The sequence below is a fragment of the Synechococcus sp. MU1642 genome (genome assembly GCF_020514115.1).
In the GTDB taxonomy this organism is placed as follows: domain Bacteria; phylum Cyanobacteriota; class Cyanobacteriia; order PCC-6307; family Cyanobiaceae; genus Parasynechococcus.
In genome coordinates, this window is the sequence record NZ_VTKZ01000009.1 from 22,000 (window position 1) to 39,051 (window position 17,052).

At 58.9% G+C, this 17,052-nt stretch carries 16 protein-coding genes; 7 read left to right on the forward strand and 9 right to left on the reverse strand.

The features are described 5' to 3' along the window. Positions 1-30 precede the first annotated feature (30 nt). A complete protein-coding gene (locus FZZ85_RS09355) occupies positions 31-642 on the forward strand; it encodes an alpha/beta hydrolase (RefSeq protein WP_226414457.1) in 612 nt (203 codons plus the stop codon). Here FZZ85_RS09355 and FZZ85_RS09360 read toward each other — a convergent pair. Next, the gene (locus FZZ85_RS09360; protein WP_226414460.1) at positions 631-2,844 is read right to left on the reverse strand and encodes an AAA family ATPase; all 2,214 of its coding nucleotides are present in this window, start codon (positions 2,842-2,844) and stop codon (positions 631-633) included. The genes FZZ85_RS09355 and FZZ85_RS09360 overlap by 12 nt on opposite strands. Before the next feature lie 158 nt (positions 2,845-3,002). On the opposite strand from FZZ85_RS09360, the gene FZZ85_RS09365 reads away from it, so the two are divergent. From FZZ85_RS09365 to FZZ85_RS09375, 3 genes are read left to right on the forward strand one after another with little or no spacing between them, the layout of a single operon-like run. Next, positions 3,003-4,079: an efflux RND transporter periplasmic adaptor subunit gene (locus FZZ85_RS09365; RefSeq protein WP_226414462.1), complete on the forward strand. Its 1,077-nt coding sequence runs from the start codon at positions 3,003-3,005 to the stop codon at positions 4,077-4,079. A gap of 9 nt (positions 4,080-4,088) precedes the next feature. After that, complete coding sequence (locus FZZ85_RS09370; RefSeq protein ID WP_226414464.1) at positions 4,089-7,511, forward strand: efflux RND transporter permease subunit; 3,423 nt, start codon at positions 4,089-4,091, stop codon at positions 7,509-7,511. A gap of 59 nt (positions 7,512-7,570) precedes the next feature. Beyond that, positions 7,571-7,804, forward strand: coding sequence for a hypothetical protein (locus tag FZZ85_RS09375; protein WP_370631175.1), 234 nt, complete (start codon positions 7,571-7,573; stop codon positions 7,802-7,804). A 71-nt stretch (positions 7,805-7,875) separates the two neighbouring features. Here FZZ85_RS09375 and FZZ85_RS09380 read toward each other — a convergent pair whose 3' ends face one another. The 8 genes from FZZ85_RS09380 to FZZ85_RS09415 form a co-directional block, all read right to left on the reverse strand. After that, positions 7,876-9,534: an alpha-D-glucose phosphate-specific phosphoglucomutase gene (locus FZZ85_RS09380; protein ID WP_226414468.1), complete on the reverse strand. Its 1,659-nt coding sequence runs from the start codon at positions 9,532-9,534 to the stop codon at positions 7,876-7,878. 202 nt (positions 9,535-9,736) lie between these two features. Further along, positions 9,737-10,069, reverse strand: coding sequence for a hypothetical protein (locus FZZ85_RS09385; RefSeq protein ID WP_226414470.1), 333 nt, complete (start codon positions 10,067-10,069; stop codon positions 9,737-9,739). Positions 10,070-10,286: 217 nt separating this feature from the next. Further along, positions 10,287-10,493 carry a hypothetical protein gene (locus tag FZZ85_RS12215; protein WP_226414472.1) on the reverse strand — a complete coding sequence of 69 codons (207 nt, stop codon included), beginning with the start codon at positions 10,491-10,493 and terminating at the stop codon, positions 10,287-10,289. Continuing rightward, positions 10,484-11,557 (reverse strand): DUF4912 domain-containing protein, encoded by a 1,074-nt coding sequence (locus FZZ85_RS09395; RefSeq protein ID WP_226414548.1) that lies wholly within the window; start codon positions 11,555-11,557, stop codon positions 10,484-10,486. Before FZZ85_RS09395 ends, FZZ85_RS12215 begins: the two co-directional genes overlap by 10 nt. A 183-nt stretch (positions 11,558-11,740) precedes the next feature. Next, positions 11,741-12,529: a phycobilisome rod-core linker polypeptide gene (locus FZZ85_RS09400; RefSeq protein WP_226414474.1), complete on the reverse strand. Its 789-nt coding sequence runs from the start codon at positions 12,527-12,529 to the stop codon at positions 11,741-11,743. Between the two features lie 90 nt (positions 12,530-12,619). Further along, entirely contained in the window at positions 12,620-13,213 is a 594-nt protein-coding gene (locus FZZ85_RS09405) for a phycobiliprotein lyase (RefSeq protein ID WP_226414476.1), read from the reverse strand. Positions 13,214-13,275: 62 nt separating this feature from the next. Then, positions 13,276-13,614, reverse strand: a complete 339-nt coding sequence (locus FZZ85_RS09410; RefSeq protein ID WP_226414478.1) for a hypothetical protein — start codon at positions 13,612-13,614, stop codon at positions 13,276-13,278. After that, positions 13,614-14,258 carry a metalloregulator ArsR/SmtB family transcription factor gene (locus FZZ85_RS09415; RefSeq protein WP_226414480.1) on the reverse strand — a complete coding sequence of 215 codons (645 nt, stop codon included), beginning with the start codon at positions 14,256-14,258 and terminating at the stop codon, positions 13,614-13,616. The genes FZZ85_RS09410 and FZZ85_RS09415 overlap by 1 nt, the downstream gene beginning before the upstream one ends. Positions 14,259-14,416: 158 nt before the next feature. Here FZZ85_RS09415 and FZZ85_RS09420 point away from each other — a divergent pair, with 158 nt between their 5' ends. From FZZ85_RS09420 to sufC, 3 genes are read left to right on the forward strand one after another with little or no spacing between them, the layout of a single operon-like run. Then, the gene (locus tag FZZ85_RS09420) at positions 14,417-14,773 is read left to right on the forward strand and encodes a ferredoxin-thioredoxin reductase catalytic domain-containing protein (RefSeq protein ID WP_226414482.1); all 357 of its coding nucleotides are present in this window, start codon (positions 14,417-14,419) and stop codon (positions 14,771-14,773) included. 5 nt (positions 14,774-14,778) lie between these two features. Further along, positions 14,779-16,218: a Fe-S cluster assembly protein SufB gene (gene sufB, locus FZZ85_RS09425; RefSeq protein ID WP_226414485.1), complete on the forward strand. Its 1,440-nt coding sequence runs from the start codon at positions 14,779-14,781 to the stop codon at positions 16,216-16,218. Between the two features lie 43 nt (positions 16,219-16,261). Continuing rightward, on the forward strand, positions 16,262-17,050 hold the full coding sequence (sufC, locus tag FZZ85_RS09430; protein WP_006852075.1) for a Fe-S cluster assembly ATPase SufC: 789 nt from the start codon (positions 16,262-16,264) through the stop codon (positions 17,048-17,050). The last annotated feature ends 2 nt before the right edge of the window (positions 17,051-17,052 follow it).

A 17,052-nucleotide genomic window follows, 5' to 3' on the forward strand; every position in this document is an offset into this window, starting at 1 on the left:
ACGTTGCAATCAACCTGCATGTGTTGGGCCATGGCGTCGCGGATCAGGGTCGAGCAAATCGCAGGTTCCCTGGCATCTCTTGTTTTTTGTACGTACCTCGCGGTCATTCCTGGACCGTTTTCAAAAGCAGGTACTCAGCAACCGGTGCGCTGGAACACGGGTGGCTCAGTTAGTACCACCACTTACAGCGAGCTCGAATCATTTCTTGTTGACGGCGAGGTCACAGATCGTGCTCTTCAGGAGGCCATTCGGATATCTGGCTGGACCGCTGAAGAGCTCCGTTTTGGTTTGAACAAGACCTATGCAGTTGACCTCGCCGGTGTATCCCGGTTCCTTTATTCCGACGCTGGTAAAGCCTTCCTGGATGATCAAACAAGGTCTTATGTCCCTTATTGGCGCCAAAAGGCGACGGCGGCAAGGGCTCTGCGGGCCGCCATCATCGCGGATGCCAAGGATGGGCTCATTAGCTCAATCGGCATCATGAAACATCTGCCCGTCGCCTTCCGTTTATCCGATAACGGACCGAATGACGGCAGGCAGAGGGTTTGTGCTCCTGACAAGGTGAGCGGAGCCCAGTCCACTTCGCTGCTTTCCTGGTACGTCTTTCTGCCTGCTTGCATCAAAGCTAATTCAGAGCTCTGATCTCTTTATTTCAGTCCTGGCTTCGGCGGTTTTTTTTGATGGCGTGCAGCGCTCGCCTTGGATTAATTGATGGCGCATCGGCAGTCGCAGGCCGATCTCGCCCAGGTCGTTCAACGATTGGCGCAACTGCGTCATCAACTCCTTGCTGATCTCCCCCATGGCCTGCCGGTAGGGCGACCCTTCGGCAAGCCATCGCTCAGCCAGTTCGGTGCCCCCTGGAAGCGTGAGATGTTCCAGCCACTCTTCACAACGGAGCTGCCAGCCGGCGTCCGTAAATAACTCGTCCGGACGCTGCTGCCGCTCAAGCCATTGCTGTTCTTGAGCCACAAGATCGCTGAACAGCTCTGTTGGATCGCCGTCTTGCAGCAATGCACCGGCGGGCCCCAGTTCGGCGCGGCTGATCAGCAGCCGTAACCCCGTTGTGGGCTCGGCATGTTGATTGATTGTCTCCAGCAGCTCCGTCCAGTTCTGCCTTTGAAGATCGGCTGCGGCGAGTCGTCCTCCGATCCAATCGAAGGCTTGGCTTTCGGGCAGAGCGTCGAGGTTGCCGGTTAACAGCTCTGGTCGATGCTCCGGCTCGAGCAAATCCATCTGCGCTTCCAGCCGGCTGCGGTCGGCTTCGTTCTCGCAAAGCACGGTCACGCCTCCTTCCGGGGTGGCCCTCAATGGATCGAGGGCCCATATCAGCGAGCGCATCCCCAGCAGCAGCACCCGATCTCGACGGGTCCAGGGGATCTCCCGCCAGAGCCGCTCGCGCAGGCGCTGCAGTCGCTCCCCCTCCTGTCCTAGTTGGCGCTGCACCCAGCGTTCCACTCCCGGACGGTCGGGCCCGCTGCTCAACAGCAAAGGCTGGTCGGCCGCCAGTTCCGCGGCCGCGGCGAGTTGGGCTGCCCGGCGTTCCGCCATCCGCTCGCGTCGTTCTCCCTCCCAACCGAGTTGTCCGGGCTGCCAGAACACCTCGCCTTGCAGGGGTGTGGGGAGGTATTGCTGCTCCACCCAGTGTTCTGCGTAGGCATGGGGGTAGCGGTAGCCCACGCCATCGCCGAAGGCGGCTCCATCCCGGTTGGCATCGCGCAAATGCCCGGGCACGTCCTGTTTTTGCGCATCGCGCACGGTTTTGAGGGCATCAAAGAAGCCCAGAACGCTGTTGCTCTTTTCGGTGCCTGCCAGGTACAACGCAGCCTGGGCCAAGGGATACAGGCCTTCGGGCAGCCCCACCCGTTCGAAGGCTGCGGCACAGGCCTCCACCACAACGATGGCCTGCGGATCGGCCAGGCCGATGTCTTCCCCCGCTGCAATCAGCATCCGCCGAAAAATGAAGCGGGGGTTTTCACCCGCTTCCACCATGCGTGCCAGCCAGAACAGCGCCGCATCGGCATCGGAGCCCCGCAGCGATTTGATGAAAGCGCTGATCGTGTCGTAGTGGGCATCGCCGTGCTTGTCGTAGAGCACAGCCCGCTGCTGAATCGATTCCTCGGCGATGGCCAGGTTTATCTGAATCACTCCGTCGCCATCGGGTTCGGAACTCTCCACCGCCAGTTCAAGGGCATTGAGCAGGCTGCGGGCGTCTCCTCCCGCCACATCAACGAGATGGTTGGCGGCATCACTGTTGATAACGATGGCGCGGTCGCCATAGCCCCGCTCGTTGTCTGTCAGGGCGCGTTGCAGCAGCCGCTGCAAATCATCCGGCTCCAGTGGCAGTAAACGAAACAGCCGAGAGCGGCTGACCAGCGCCTTGTTGACTTCGAAATAGGGGTTTTCTGTGGTGGCACCGATCAGAGTGACGGTGCCGTTCTCCACCCAAGGCAATAGTGCATCCTGTTGGGCGCTGTTGAAGCGGTGCACCTCGTCGATGAACAGGATCGTGCGCAAGCCGTGCCGTTCAAGGCGTTGGCGTGCAGCATCTACCTCGATCCGGAGATCTTTGACGCCGGCCAGCACGGCGTTGAGGCTGCTGAAATGAGCGCGGGTGTGGTTGGCAATGATCCGCGCCAGGGTGGTTTTGCCGACCCCGGGCGGGCCATGCAGGATAAGGTTGCCGACCCGATCGGCCTTGATGGCACGGCGCAGGAGCCGTCCGTCGGCCAGTATCCCGCTCTGACCTTCAAATTCCTCCAGTGTGCGCGGACGCATGCGATCGGCTAGTGGGGCCAGCCGCCGCCGTTGTTGCTCACCGTGAAAAGCGAAGAGGTCTTGAGCCAACACACCATCGGCGATGCCCCAGTGTCCCTGAAGTTCTCAATCAGCGCTTGAGCTGGTCCAAATCGGAAGCTTTTGGGGTCTGCCTCTTTCCAGGCCTGCAAATCTTCGCGGCCCGTTCCTCATGAACACCGCATAATTCCTTCTAAAGCCTTTTTGCCGTGCCTCATCTGCAGCGCCTCCTGCTTACCGTCGCGGCTCTGCTCACGGTTAGTTCCTGCAGGAGCGAAGCACCGAAGCTGCCGCCGCCGCCGAACGTTCAGGCTGCTGCTGCTCGGCTGGTGGAATTTACCGAGGGGATCGACACCGTCAGCACGCTCGAGGCAAGCAACCTTGTGGAGTTGGCCGCCCAATCGGGTGGACGAATTGAGCAGCTGAAGATTCGCCAAGGTGATGAGGTTGAGGCCGGTCAGCTTCTGCTGGTGCTTGATCAAGACGAGGAAAAGGCCAACGCAGACACCGCCAAAGCCAATTACGAGCGCTACGCCTACCTAGCTGAAGTTGGAGCAACTTCGCAGAAGGAGTTGGATCGCTACCGGACTCAGTACATCGAAGCGAAGGCCAAGCTCAGTTACAGCAATCTCACTTCACCCTCCGCCGGCACGGTTGCTGACGTGAAGGTGAAAGCGGGTGATGTGATCCAGCAGGGCCAGGTGTTCACCAGCCTGGTTCAGAACAATGAACTGGAAGCAAAGGTGGAAGTGCCTGCAATCTTCTCGGCCCGGCTGCAGGAGGGCCAGCCCGTTTTGCTGATGGCTCCTGGCAGCGAAGAAATAATTGCTACAGGTGCAGTGGAATCAATTGATCCACGCATCAACCCCAACACCCAAGGATTGCTGGTGATAGCGGCGTTCCCTAATAGCGACGGAACACTGCGAGATGGTTTGCGACTGCATACGCGAGTGCAGATCAAGGCTGAGGAGCAGTTGGCTGTTCCTTTCGCCGCTGTCACCCAGACCTCGGGCCAGAGCTTTGTCTTTCGGCTTGGAAGTTTCGATGAGCTAAGGGAGAACCCTGGCAAGGCGGATTTAAGGAGGCTGGAGCTGGGAATTAAGGCCGGCAAGCTTCCCTCAAACATGCAATTTGCCTTGCAGACGCCGGTCACGGTGGGCGAATTGGAGAACAACCTGTACCCAATCACCAAGGGCCTGAAACTGAATCAGAAGGTGGCCACCACCAACTTGCTGAACCTCAGACACGGGATGCCTGTGCAGGTGCATCCCGCCAAGGCGAACTGAGGTTGAACGATGTCTGCTTCCAATAACTTCATCACCAAACCGGTACTCAGCACGGTTTGCAGTCTTTTGATCGTGATTGTCGGCTTGATCGCGATTCCGATCCTTCCGATTGAAAACCTCCCCGACATTGCTCCTCCAACGGTGAAGGTGCAGTCCACCTATGTGGGTGCCGATGCGGTTGCCGTTGAGCAGGGGGTTACCTCCGTGCTTGAGCAGCAGATCAATGGGGTGGAGAACATGGACTTCATCACCTCCAACAGCTCGTCGGATGGTGTGAGTTCCATCTCGGTGTCGTTCGACAGCGGCACAGACGGCAATATCAACCAGGTGAACGTTCAGAACCGCGTCTCCTTGGCGGAGCCGCAGCTTCCAGAGGAAGTGCGCAAGTCCGGTGTCACGGTCAACAAGGCTTCCAACTCAATTCTGCTTGTTTATAACTTCGTCAACGAAGACCCCTCCAAAACTGAATATTCGGTGGAGACGATTAGTGGGTATCTCGATAAGAACCTCACCAACAACATCAAACGGGTGAAGGGTGTCGGAGACATTGCCTATTTTGGTAACCGCAAGATCGCTTTTCGCATTTGGCTTGATCCCGAGAAGTTAAGCGCTAACAATCTTTCGGCCACCGATGTCGTCAACCAATTACGAAGTCAGAACCGCCTCGTTCCTGCCGGAAAGATTGGCGGATCTCCCGCCCCGGAAGGTCAGGAATACACCTTCACGGTGCAGCTTCAAGGGCGTCTGACCAGCACCCAGGAATTCGAAAACATCATCCTGCGCAGTACTGAGGCCGGTGGTTTGGTGCGGCTCAAGGATGTGGGCCGCGTTGAGCTGGGTGGTGAGACCTATGGAATCGATGCCATCGATCTGAAAGGTGCTTCTTCTGTCGGCCTCGCGATCTATCAGCTTTCTGGCAGCAATGCCATTGACGTATCCAGTGGCGTCAAGGACGTACTGGCTGAGTTTGAACAGACCCTTCCGGTTGGTCTCGGGGTGCAGAAGATCTACGACACCACCGACTTCATCAACCAGTCGATCAAAGGTGTGACCAACTCCCTGCGGGACGCAGTGATTCTGGTGGTGCTGATCCTGTTCCTCTTCTTGCAGAACTGGAAGGCCACCCTCGTGCCGGCTATCGCGATTCCCGTGGCGCTAATTGGCACTTTTGCTTTGGTGCTTGCATTCGGGTTTTCGCTCAACCAGCTCACCCTTTTTGGTCTTGTGCTGGCAACCGGGCTTGTTGTGGATGACGCCATCACCGTGGTGGAAGACACCTCCGCCAAAAAGGCGGAAGGGATGACGTCGGTGCAGGCCGCCATGGAAACCATGGACGAGCTGTTCGGGGCTGTCATCGCTACCTCCCTGGTGAAGATGGCCGTGTTCCTGCCCGTGCTTTTCTTCCCCGGTGCCACCGGCACGATTTACAAACAGTTCGCCGCCACGATTCTTTTCTCGATCGGCATCTCCACCTTCAACGCACTGACGTTCTCGCCGATGCTTTCGGCGCTGTTGTTGTCTAAGGAGACAAAAGAACTCAGCCGTCAGCAGTACGCCACGGCTGGTGTGGCGCTGGGTTTCGTATACGGCCTGCTGAGTGCTGGCAATGGCTCCGCAGCCGTCATCGTCCCCACGGTGTCTGGTGGCCTGATTGGCTTCATCGCTTCCAAGATCACCGGCATGCCCTTACGGCTTCCCTTTGCAGTCGGTGGAGCGGCGGTGGGTTTGGTGATTACTGGTGTGCTCTTCTCCAATCCACTTCCGGTTCTTCTTTTCACCTCCATCGGTCTTGGAGTCGGCTATTTCATCCCAGTGATCTTTGCCAATTTCAACCGTTTTTACAGAGGTTTCGAGCAGCGTTATGCATTGATCCTGGATGCCGTGCTGAAAGCCCGTCCGATTGTGATGGCGGCTTTGGCAGCGGGAATTCTGCTGACGGGCTTTGCCTTCACCCGAATTCCCGGAGGCTTTGTTCCAATTGAAGATCAGGGCTATGCGATCGGTTTCATCCAAGCGCCCGATGGTGCTTCCAATGCGAAAACGCAGGCCATTAGCCGTCAGGTAGCAGCTGTATTGCGCTCGGAAGAGGACATCTCCTCAGCAGCCCTTTTCAGTGGCGCCAGCCTTGATGGAAACGCACCCAATAAAGGCTTTTTCTTTTTTGGTACGAAGCACTGGGATGAGCGGCCCGGCCCAGAACACACCGTTGGTGCCGTGGTGAAGCGACTCAACGCCAAGATGTATGGCCTGATCGATGGTGCTCGGGTGTTCGTCGTGGAGCCCCCGTCGATCCCCGGCTATGGCAACGGTGGTGGTTTTGAGTTCCAGCTGTTGGATAAAAGCAGTGGTGTGTACGCGTTGAACGAGTTTTTTGGTTCCGCGCGGCAAATCATGCAGGCTGGAAATGCCAACCCGATCTTGAACCGCGCTTATTCGCTTTTCTCTCCCCAGGCTCCGCAGTACAAGATCGATGTAGACCGTGAGCAGATGGCCTCACTTGGGGTCGACTTCGGCTCGGCCATGTCGGTTTTCAGCATCAACTTCGGTGGGGCCTACGTGAACGACACCTTCCAGGAAGGCAAGGTGCGTCGGGTGTATGTGCAGGCTGACGACATCAGTCGTGCCACACCGCAGAAACTTTCTGCGATCTACATCGCCAATGCCAGGGGCGAGCAGATTCCCATCTCTGAGTTCTTCACGGTCAAACAAACCGTTGGCCCCAGCGTCATACCCCACTTCAACCTTTACCGCTCGATCAAGATTGAGGGCACTCCTAAGGAGGGCAACAGTTCCGGCCAGGCCATTTCAGCGATGAAGCAAGTCTTCAGCCAGGGGAGCTTCCCCGGACTCGGTTACGACTGGACAGGTATCTCTCGCGAGGAGGTCAAAGCAGGTTCACTTGCGGTGGTGATTTTCGCCCTGGGCATCCTTGCGGTATTCCTGGTGCTTTCGGCTCAGTACGAGAGCTATACAGATCCGATCATTATTTTGCTAACCGTACCGACTGCGTTGCTGGGGGCCCTGGTCTTTCTTGGGTCGGCGGGTCAGGTGCTCAACATTTATGCCCAGGTGGGTTTGGTGATGTTGATCGGTCTGGCTGGTGGCAACGCCATCCTGATTGTCGACCTGGCCAACCAGAAGATGGGTGAGGGCGAGTCGGCGCTGGAAGCCGCCAAGTTCTCCGCCAAGTCGCGTCTGCGGCCGATTCTGATGACGGCGATCTCTTCCCTCACGGGATTCCTGCCGTTGATGCTCGCTAGCGGTGCTGGTGCCCAGAGCCAGTCATCCCTTGGTCTTGTGGTTTTCGGTGGTCTGTTGGTGGCCACCTTCCTCTCCACCCTTGTGGTTCCGGTCTTTTACGTGGTGATGAAGACTCTGATTGGGGATTTCAAGTCGAAGACAGGAGGGGACACTTCGGGTGTGATGAGCTAATGACTCCCAACCCTAAAAATCTCAATTCTGGTCAGTCATTCAGTGGAATCAAAGTTTTGTTGGCCCTCGCGATCGGTTTGCTTTTGGGCTGCGCGGTGGCTTATTTCCTCAAGGTTTTGATCGACCACAGTCCTGCCGATGTGAATCTGCGCCGCCTGAGACTTTTCTACTTGATGGTGATCAGCTCTGGTGGTCTAGGGGGCTTTGCGATTGAGATGATGCGTCAGTTGCAGGCTGGGGCTACTGATCCTGCGTATCGGCATAAGAACTCCCATCGAGGTCATCGTCGCTGACTGTTTGGCCACGGCAATCAAAAAGCCACCCCTCGGGGTGGCTTTTGCTTCTAAGCCGTGATGCGCCAGGTTCAGGTGATCACGGTGGGTTGATCCATGCCCGTGCGTTGCTTGATCTCTGCCAGGTCATTGATAGCGCTGATCATCTCGGCCAGGGCGATCTGGGGATCCTGGTTGAGGTCGCCGCTGCTGGTCACATAGCTCTCCAGGTAGACGCGAATCGTCGTTCCCTTTGTGCCGGTGCCGGAGAGGCGAACCACAACGCGGCTGCCGTCGTCCAACAGGATGCGCAGACCCTGGCCTGACGTCACGGAACCGTCGACGGGGTCGGTGTAGCTGAAGTTGTCTGCGGTGCTGATGGTGCGTCCGGCAAAGGCCTGGCCCACCAGGCTCGGCAGCATGGATTCGAGGCGGTCGTAGAGACCATGGGCGGCGTCGCTGGCGACGGCCTCGTAGTCGTGACGCGAGTAGTAGTGGCGTCCGAAGCGCTTCCAGTGTTCAGCCATGATCTCGGCGATGCTGCAGCGGCGCACGGCCAGGATCTGCAGCCAGAACAGCACGGCCCAGAGGCCATCTTTTTCGCGCACGTGGTTGCTGCCGGTGCCGAAGCTCTCTTCACCGCAGAGGGTGATCTTGCCGGCATCCAGCAGGTTGCCGAAGAACTTCCAGCCTGTGGGGGTTTCGAAGCAGTCAATCCCCAGCTCCTTGGCCACCACATCCACCGCAGCGCTGGTGGGCATCGAACGGGCCACCCCGGCCAGTCCTTCGGCGTAGGCCGGAGCCACCGTGGCGTTCGCGGTGAGAACGGCGAGGCTGTCGCTGGGATTTACAAAGCAACGCTGGCCCAGGATCATGTTGCGATCGCCATCGCCGTCGCAGGCAGCGCCGAAGCGGTACTCATCTCCCTCGAGCAGCAGTGCAGCCAGGTCGTGGGCGTAGGTGAGGTTGGGGTCGGGGTGACCGTTGCCGAAGTCTTCTAGGGGTGTGCCGTTGCGCACGCTTCCCACCGGTGCATGTAGCAGCCCCTCGAACAAGCGAGTGGCGTAGGGCCCGGTGACGGCATGCATGGCGTCAAAGGCCAGGGGGAAATCGCTGCGAATTAGCTCGCGGATCTGATCGAAGTTGAACAGCTCCTGCATCAGGGCAACGAAATCATCGACGCCATTGATCACCTCCACCTGCATCGCGCCGATGCTGTGAAGACCAGGAGCATCCAGTGGGATTTCTGGAACCTCAACAATCGTGTACTGCTCCAGGGTCTTGGTGCACTCGAAGACCGCATCGGTGAAGGAGGCGGGGGTGGGGCCACCGTTGGCACCGTTGACCTTGACGCCGAAGTCACCGTTCTTACCACCCGGGTTGTGGCTGGCGGAAAGGATGATGCCCCCTATGGCCTGACGCTGCCGGATCAGGTTGGAGGCGGCAGGGGTGGAGAGGATGCCGCCGGTGGTGACGATCATCTTGCTCAGGCCGTGGGCGGCTCCCATCCGCAAGATCACATCGATGGCACGGCGGTTGCCGTAACGGCCGTCGCCCCCCACTACCAAGGTGCCGCCCTGCACGCCCGGCAGCGTGCGAAGCGACGCTTCTATGAAGCTCTCCAAGTAATGGGGCTCCTCGAACTGGCGACTGCTCTTGCGTAGGCCGGAGGTCCCTGGCTTCTGATCAGTGAAAGGGGTGGCCAGGAGCACCTGGCGTTGGGTCGGTTCCGCAGGGGCCGAGGTGGTCATCACGACGGATGGGGGCTGTATACGGAACCTAAACATGGAAATCCATTTGCGAGGCGTCGGTCGCGACCAGTTGATGTCGCTACCCCCTCGGCCGCAACAACACAGAGGACTATGCAACGCAGAACGGCAAGCGAGCCCCTCGCTTGCCGGTGGCTTTTGGGGAGGTATTGACTGCCGTCAGTTTGTGATTACTGAACTTGGCTCAAGCCTGCCGCGATTTGAGTTTCTCCTTTTTGGTCACCGGCTCTGCGCAGAATCTTGGGATACGCCGGGCCGTGTTTGTAATGGTGTCTTTGCGTCTGAAGTCGTTGTTGTTGGCGACCTTGGCTTCGTCCATCAATATCCACAAAACGTCTTTGCAGCGTTCGGGCAACCTGGAGTGATCCATCAAAGGATCAGCAAGCTGACGCACTCGCGTGCAGGCCTCTGTTGAGTTGTCTCGGGAACATGCGTAGGCGGCCTGTTCGATGCCTCGCAGTTGCTCTTTGCTGGGCCAAGCCACATAGGGGTCAGCAGCCATAGTCGGGACAGTCATGGATAACACCATGAAGGTGCGAATCAGGACAGGGAAGTTCATGACGCTCATTATCTTTCGTTTGACCTGGTTTTTCAGTTACTCGTTACTCCGATCTCTACGGATTTTTTGACAATCGAGTTTTCATTGGATATTTGGTGCGATCCCCAGTTCAGTGCTGTCCCAGAGCCGCTCCATGTCCAGATCAAGAACTTGGCTTCTCAGAGTTCCCCGATCATTAGTGGGGCATCTCAGATGTATTCAGCATCGCAACAAACCAGAGTCCACTCAATACGAGGGCGACTCCCACACCGGCTCCGATGCTTACCCGCGCCATCACTAAAGGCACCACTAATGGAAATACCATCGCCCCCGCAAGGGGGGTGATGGCTACGAACCAGCGCAAGGACGCTGGTGCCTTGGAATCGGAAGAGTTCAGAACCACTCGGCGCGGGCTTCGCTGGCGGGGTTGCTGTTGTCTTCCGGGGTCTCACGTTTGAAGTTGAGCGTAATGTTGCGCTTCTGTTCTCCATCCGAGGCAGTCGCCTCAATGGCGTACATCTGCTCGCCATCCCGGAAGGGCACCTGGATTCGGAATGTTCCGTCGGTGGAGAGGGGCACTTCTTCGCCGCCGATGGTGAGACGAGCGGAGGGGTCGGTGGCGCCGTAGACGATCAGTTCGGCGTCAGCCACCAGCCAGAAGGAGCGTTGGCGAGGAGCCACACCACCAAGGCCAGATTCATTGCGGCCGCTTGCCCAGAGACCAGCACCCGAGTCGTTCAAGCCGCTGATGTCGCCTGAGACATCAAAGCCTTCTTGGAACTCTTCAGAGCCAACCCGACGGCGGCTGAAGTGAACCGTGGCGGTTTGGTACAGCCGTTCATGCAAACCGCTGTTGCTTGAATCAATAGGAGTGACGGGAGCTGGAGCGGATTCGGCCGGTGCCGAATCGAGGCTGAAGGGCACAAACTGATCAAGGATCTGCTCGCTGGGGTGCAGAGCGGGCACGCGCGCTACGGAGGAGAAGGCCAGAGACATCCAAGTGGTGCCGATGCGATATCCCAACTCCACCCGGTAATCCCGGTCGCAGAGAGGCACAGGCAAGTACCACTCCGTGCTGTGGCTATCTACGGGCACTTCCTGCAAGGTGTGCGGATGGGCATTGCCGTCCTGCATGCCGGTCACGTCCGCCAGGCGCAAGCAAAGTCGGCTGGCACCATCTTTTTGGGCAACCTTGCGATCTGCGTCCGAGATCTCCCAGAACACGTAGGCCCACTGAGGATCACGGGGAAGAAACACAACGCGGGTGTCGCTGCTGCCCATGGCCGGTGCGTTGAGTTCCGCCTCAATGGCCTTCAGGTCTCCACCACGCTTCTGCTGACGCTGGGCAACCTCGTCGACCAGGGTCTCTTTGCTCTTGCGGCTGTAGAGCGGCACCCCTAAGTCGCTAGCGATCTGACGCAGTTGACGAAGTGTGAGACGTGCCAGTGATGACAGGGTTGGGGACACGTCCAAAAACTCCATGTTTCGTTTGGGATCATTGTGATCCGAAAAATTCCTTTTCGAAGCGTGAAGTGGCCAAGGGTCAGTGGATGCTGACCACTGGATGAACCTCGATCCCGGGGATCACAGTCAGGTACACAAAAAAGCGGAGCCGAAGCCCCGCTTTTGTGAACAAGCTTGGTGCTTGGATCAGCGGCCGATGGTCCGGTAAGGCACCTTGGTCAAGTAGTCCATATCGGCACTGGTACTCGGGCCGACTCGTCGGGGATTGCCGATTTCGCTCACCCATGCCATGTAGTCCTGCGGAGAGCCACCCTTTTTGATCTTCGCTCGCTCTGGCAGTCGCTTGGCAGGCCCACCAGTGAAAACGAGTTGAGGGAAGCCAAGAATGTTCCGGTAGTACTCGTCGTAGCGGGGGGTGGTGATGTTGAAGGGAGTGTCACCGAGCTCGCGGCCGGGAAGCACGCGGTTGCGTTGGAAAGGAACCGTGTCGTAGCCGAAGGCGTCGAGGTACTCGGCGCTGTCGAGCAACACGTCGACAAGACCTTCCAGGCCCTTGGTCGCAATCACGATGGACCAGGAGAGCTCTTCGCCCTTGCCGTTCACTTTGCGGCCCAGGATCCGTTCGCAAAGGTGGCGGACAACTTTGTAGTTGCTGTTGAAGCCGTAGAAGGTGCGCTTGAAGGTGTCCGAGAGCAGTAGGCCGCGAATGAAATCGCGAACGGTGATCTGGCCATCCTTCAGCTGGGACTCGAGATTGACGTCCCGATCCGTTTTGAAGGCGTGGAAGAAGATCTGCCGATAGCCGGCTTCGACGACGGTGTCGAAGTTGTCCCGATCGTCCGCAATCTCCAGGGAATAAGCCCGTGATCCCTCCTCGGAGCCGACACGAAGGTTCGGAACACCTGACCTCAGAGAGTTCTGAGTGATCGGTGCGTACTCCAGAAGAGGAATGGCCACGCGAGCTACAGCATCCACTGCCGGCGATCGTAGAAGTGCTGGGTCTTGCCCCCTTCAGCTGCTGTTGCAGCGATTACATGCCGTAATACTTGATCTAAGTATTTCTGCTTACCAGCCGAAGGGGGCGAGAGCAGCTCCGTTCGAAGCAATCGCTGGGCTGGTCTGATCAACATCGTCCAGCTGCCGGGTCTCGATGCAGAAGGAGGCGTTGTTGGAGAGCCCTTGCACCGTGCTGGTGCGCAGTCGCACGTTCTCGCTGGCGAACCAGAAGCGCTCGAGCGAACTCATCATTTCGTAGTCCGTTGTGAGGATCAGGCCGTTTTCGTCGTCCATGCGGAACTTGCCCGCCACCGGTGCTTTTTCGGCGTAGCCGCGATCCCGAAGCAACAGGCCACGTCGCCCCGTTTCGTCTTCGGGGATCAGCCCGAACATGGTTTGGTCTTCATGGGATTCGCCGGCGCGATCCCAGGCCATCGATCCGCTCCAGCGCACCCAGCAGCCGCCAACTATCTGCTCGACGCTGGCGTTGTTGCGTTCGGCGATCTCCGCTAGGCGTTCGTCCCCCTTCAGTAGTTCCTCCACCACGATGAACGAGGCCCCGGCTTCGGCGCGGCGATGCAGCAGGTGGTGTTGGCTGCGCTGTGAGGTCCAGCGGCCACAGCTCAGACGAAAGAAGCTGAGGGCGTCCGAGATCTCAAGCATCGCCGGCGTTGAGGAAGTGGGTCGATGATGGCAGCCCGACCGCCTCAGTCACGACAGCCATGTCAGCCACGGCAGCGGGCTTCAGAGGCGCTGATCAGATCGTCGAGGGTCAGTTCCAGGGGAGGCTTGCCCAGCTCAAGGGCCAGTTGATCCAATTGCTCGGCGGCAGCATTGAACTGCAGCAGCAGGGTATCGAGGAACGTCGGATCTTCAGCGACAACGGGTTGCTGCTGGCACCAGAGGCGTCGTTGGCTTTCGTCGGGGATCGCGCCAGTCCTCTCTGGAGCAGCCATGGTCTGAAAGCTGTCCAGGCAGTGGCTCAACACCCGCAGGTGATGGCGATCCAGCTGGGGCAGCAGGGTGGCGTCGATGCGTTCAATCGTGGCCCTGTCGATGGCCATCAGCCCTGCGCCAACGGGGTGATGCGGAAGCCGCAGGCGTGGCCGCCCTCGAGTCGCCAATGCACGCGTTCCACCCGGCAGTCCGGCACGGTGCGTCGGATCAGCAGCAATTCCTGGTCGCACACCGCGGGGAATTCTTCGGCAATGCGTTGCACAGAACAGTGGGCTTCCTCGAGCCTCCAGCTGATGCCGTCGTCATCCCGGCTGCAGACGGTGACGTAGCCCTCGTCGCGCCGCAACAGTGCCAGGTGTTCGAGTCGAGCTTCCAGGGAGGCTTCGCCGAGGCTTTGCCGGTACTGACTGGCCTTCGACTCCGCCTGCTGGTCCAGCAGCTGGCGCACGGTCGCTTCGGGGAGATGGCTGCGCATCGAATCCAGCAGGCCGAGGGCGAAGCGGCCGCTGCCATCAGGGAACCGGGCCCGTCCTTCGTCGGTGAGGCACCAGCGGTTGCTGGGACGACCCGGACCGCTGGCATTGCTGCTGGCGCAGACCAGGCCGCTGTCGGCAAGGGAGCGCAGGTGACGCCGCATGGCTTGAACGGAAATGCCCACAGCGCAGGCCAGGGCGCCAGCGTCCTCCTCTCCGCGCTCCAGTAGTAGGGAGAGCACGGCGTCGCGGGTGCTGTCGGGGGCCGAGGCGCTCATGACGAGGCGAAACCTCCCCACACGATGCCATCGAATTGCCTCGTCTTGTCGGCCGAGTTGAGGGTCACAATGGGAAGCCCGCTGACTGGAGGGCTGTTGGCCTAGGCTTCCAGTAAGGAAACCGCGGGGTTTCGTAATTCGCCGCTCCCTCCACTTCCATGTCTGACGCCCCTCAAGAGCCGACAGCAGAAAGTCTCGAGGTCATCCGCAAGTTCGCTGAAACCTATGCGCAGCGCACCGGAACCTATTTCTGTGCAGACCCAAGCGTTACAGCTGTTGTTCTGAAGGGTCTGGCGCGTCACAAGGACGATCTGGGCGGAGCGCTTTGCCCCTGCCGCCATTACGAAGACAAGGAGGCCGAGGTCTCGCAAGCCTTCTGGAACTGCCCCTGTGTTCCGATGCGCGAGCGTAAGGAATGCCACTGCATGCTTTTCCTCACCGAGGACAACCCCTTCGCTTGCCCTGAGAAGACGCAGACCATCTCCACAGAAACGATCAACGCCACCGCCGGCTGAGCCGAATGACCAGCACCTCCACACGGGATCTCGTCAGCCAGCCGTACAAGTACGGCTTTGTCACCGAGATCGAGACCGACAAGATCGCCAAAGGTCTCAGTGAAGAGGTCGTTCGCCTGATCTCGGCCAAAAAAGAAGAGCCGGACTTTCTGCTGCAGTTCCGGCTCAAGGCGTTTCGCCACTGGCTCACTCTCGAGGAGCCTGATTGGGCTGCCCTTGGTTATTCCGAGATCGATTATCAAGACATTGTTTATTACGCAGCTCCCAAGCAGCAGGAGAAGAAGGCCAGCCTCGATGAGGTGGACCCCAAGCTGCTGGAAACCTTCGACAAGCTCGGCATTCCGCTGAGCGAGCAGAAGCGTCTCAGCAACGTTGCGGTGGATGCTGTTTTCGACAGCGTTTCGATTGCCACCACCTACAAGGAGAAGTTGGCGGAACACGGGGTGGTGTTCTGCTCCTTTAGTGAGGCGGTCAAAGAGCACCCCGAGCTGATCGAGCGCTACCTCGGGACAGTGGTCTCCAGCAACGACAACTATTTCGCCACACTGAATTCAGCGGTGTTCAGCGACGGATCCTTCGTCTTCATCCCGAAGGGCGTTGAGTGCCCGATGGAGCTGTCCACTTACTTCCGGATTAATTCTGGTGACACCGGTCAGTTCGAGCGCACCTTAATCGTGGCTGAAGAAGGTGCCTCGGTGAGTTACCTCGAGGGCTGCACGGCACCGATGTTCGACACCAACCAGCTGCATGCGGCGGTGGTGGAACTGGTGGCTCTCGACGACGCCTCCATCAAATACTCCACGGTTCAGAACTGGTATGCGGGTGATGAAAACGGCGTCGGAGGGATTTACAACTTCGTGACCAAGCGAGGCCAGTGCCGCGGTGATCGCAGCCGCATCAGCTGGACCCAGGTGGAGACCGGTTCAGCCATCACCTGGAAATACCCCAGTTGCGTGCTGCAGGGTGCTGATTCGGTGGGTGAGTTCTATTCCGTGGCCCTCACCAACAACTGCCAGCAGGCCGATACCGGTACCAAGATGGTCCATGTCGGACCTCGCACCCGCTCCACGATTGTGAGCAAGGGCATCAGTGCCGGCCGCTCCAGCAACAGCTATCGCGGTCTCGTGCAAATGGGCCCCAATGCCAAGGGCGCTCGCAATTACAGCCAGTGCGATTCGATGCTGATCGGTGACCAAGCCGCTGCGAACACATACCCCTACATCCGTTCGCAGCAGCCGCAGGCGGCCATCGAGCATGAGGCCAGCACCTGCCGCATCTCCGAAGACCAGCTCTTTTATCTGCAAAGCCGTGGCATTGGGTTTGAAGAGGCCGTCTCGATGATGGTCAGCGGCTTCTGTCGCGACGTCTTCAACCAGCTGCCGATGGAGTTTGCCGCTGAGGCTGACAAATTGCTGGCTCTCAAACTCGAGGGGTCTGTGGGCTGATTCCCTCCCCCGCTTTGTCTCTGTTTTTTCAACGACGCCTTCCGTGATTCGCCCTGACGCTGAGCTGCTGCTCGACATCCAAGACCTGCATGCCTCCGTCGAGGACAAGCCCATCCTCAAGGGTGTGAACCTGCAGGTGAGGGCTGGTGAGGTGCATGCCGTAATGGGCCGCAACGGCAGTGGCAAGAGCACCCTCTCCAAGGTGCTGGCAGGACATCCGGCCTATCGGGTCACGGGCGGCACCGTCCGTTATCGCGGCCAAGATCTGTTTGAGCTGGAGCCTGAAGAGCGGGCCCGTCTTGGGGTGTTCCTTGGATTTCAGTATCCCGTTGAAATTCCTGGCGTTAGCAACCTGGAATTCCTGCGGGTGTCCACCAATGCCCGGCGGGAAAAGCAGGGCGAGGAGGAGCTCGACACCTTTGCCTTCGAGGACCACGTGCACGACAAGCTCAAGGTGGTGCAGATGGACCCTGCCTTCCTCGAACGCAGTGTGAATGAAGGCTTTTCCGGGGGAGAGAAAAAGCGCAACGAGATTCTGCAGATGGCGTTGCTGGAACCTGTTGTGGCGATCCTGGATGAAACTGATTCCGGCCTGGATATCGATGCGCTGCGCATCGTGGCTGGAGGTGTGAATCAGCTGGCGACGGAAGACAACGCCACTCTGCTGATCACCCACTACCAGCGTCTGCTCGATGAGATCACCCCGGACTATGTGCATGTGATGGCGGCAGGTCGAATCCTGCGCACCGGAGGTCGGGAACTGGCCCTTGAGCTGGAGCAGACCGGATACGACTGGGTGGATCAGGAGCTGGCCGCTCAAGGAGCTGCTTGACC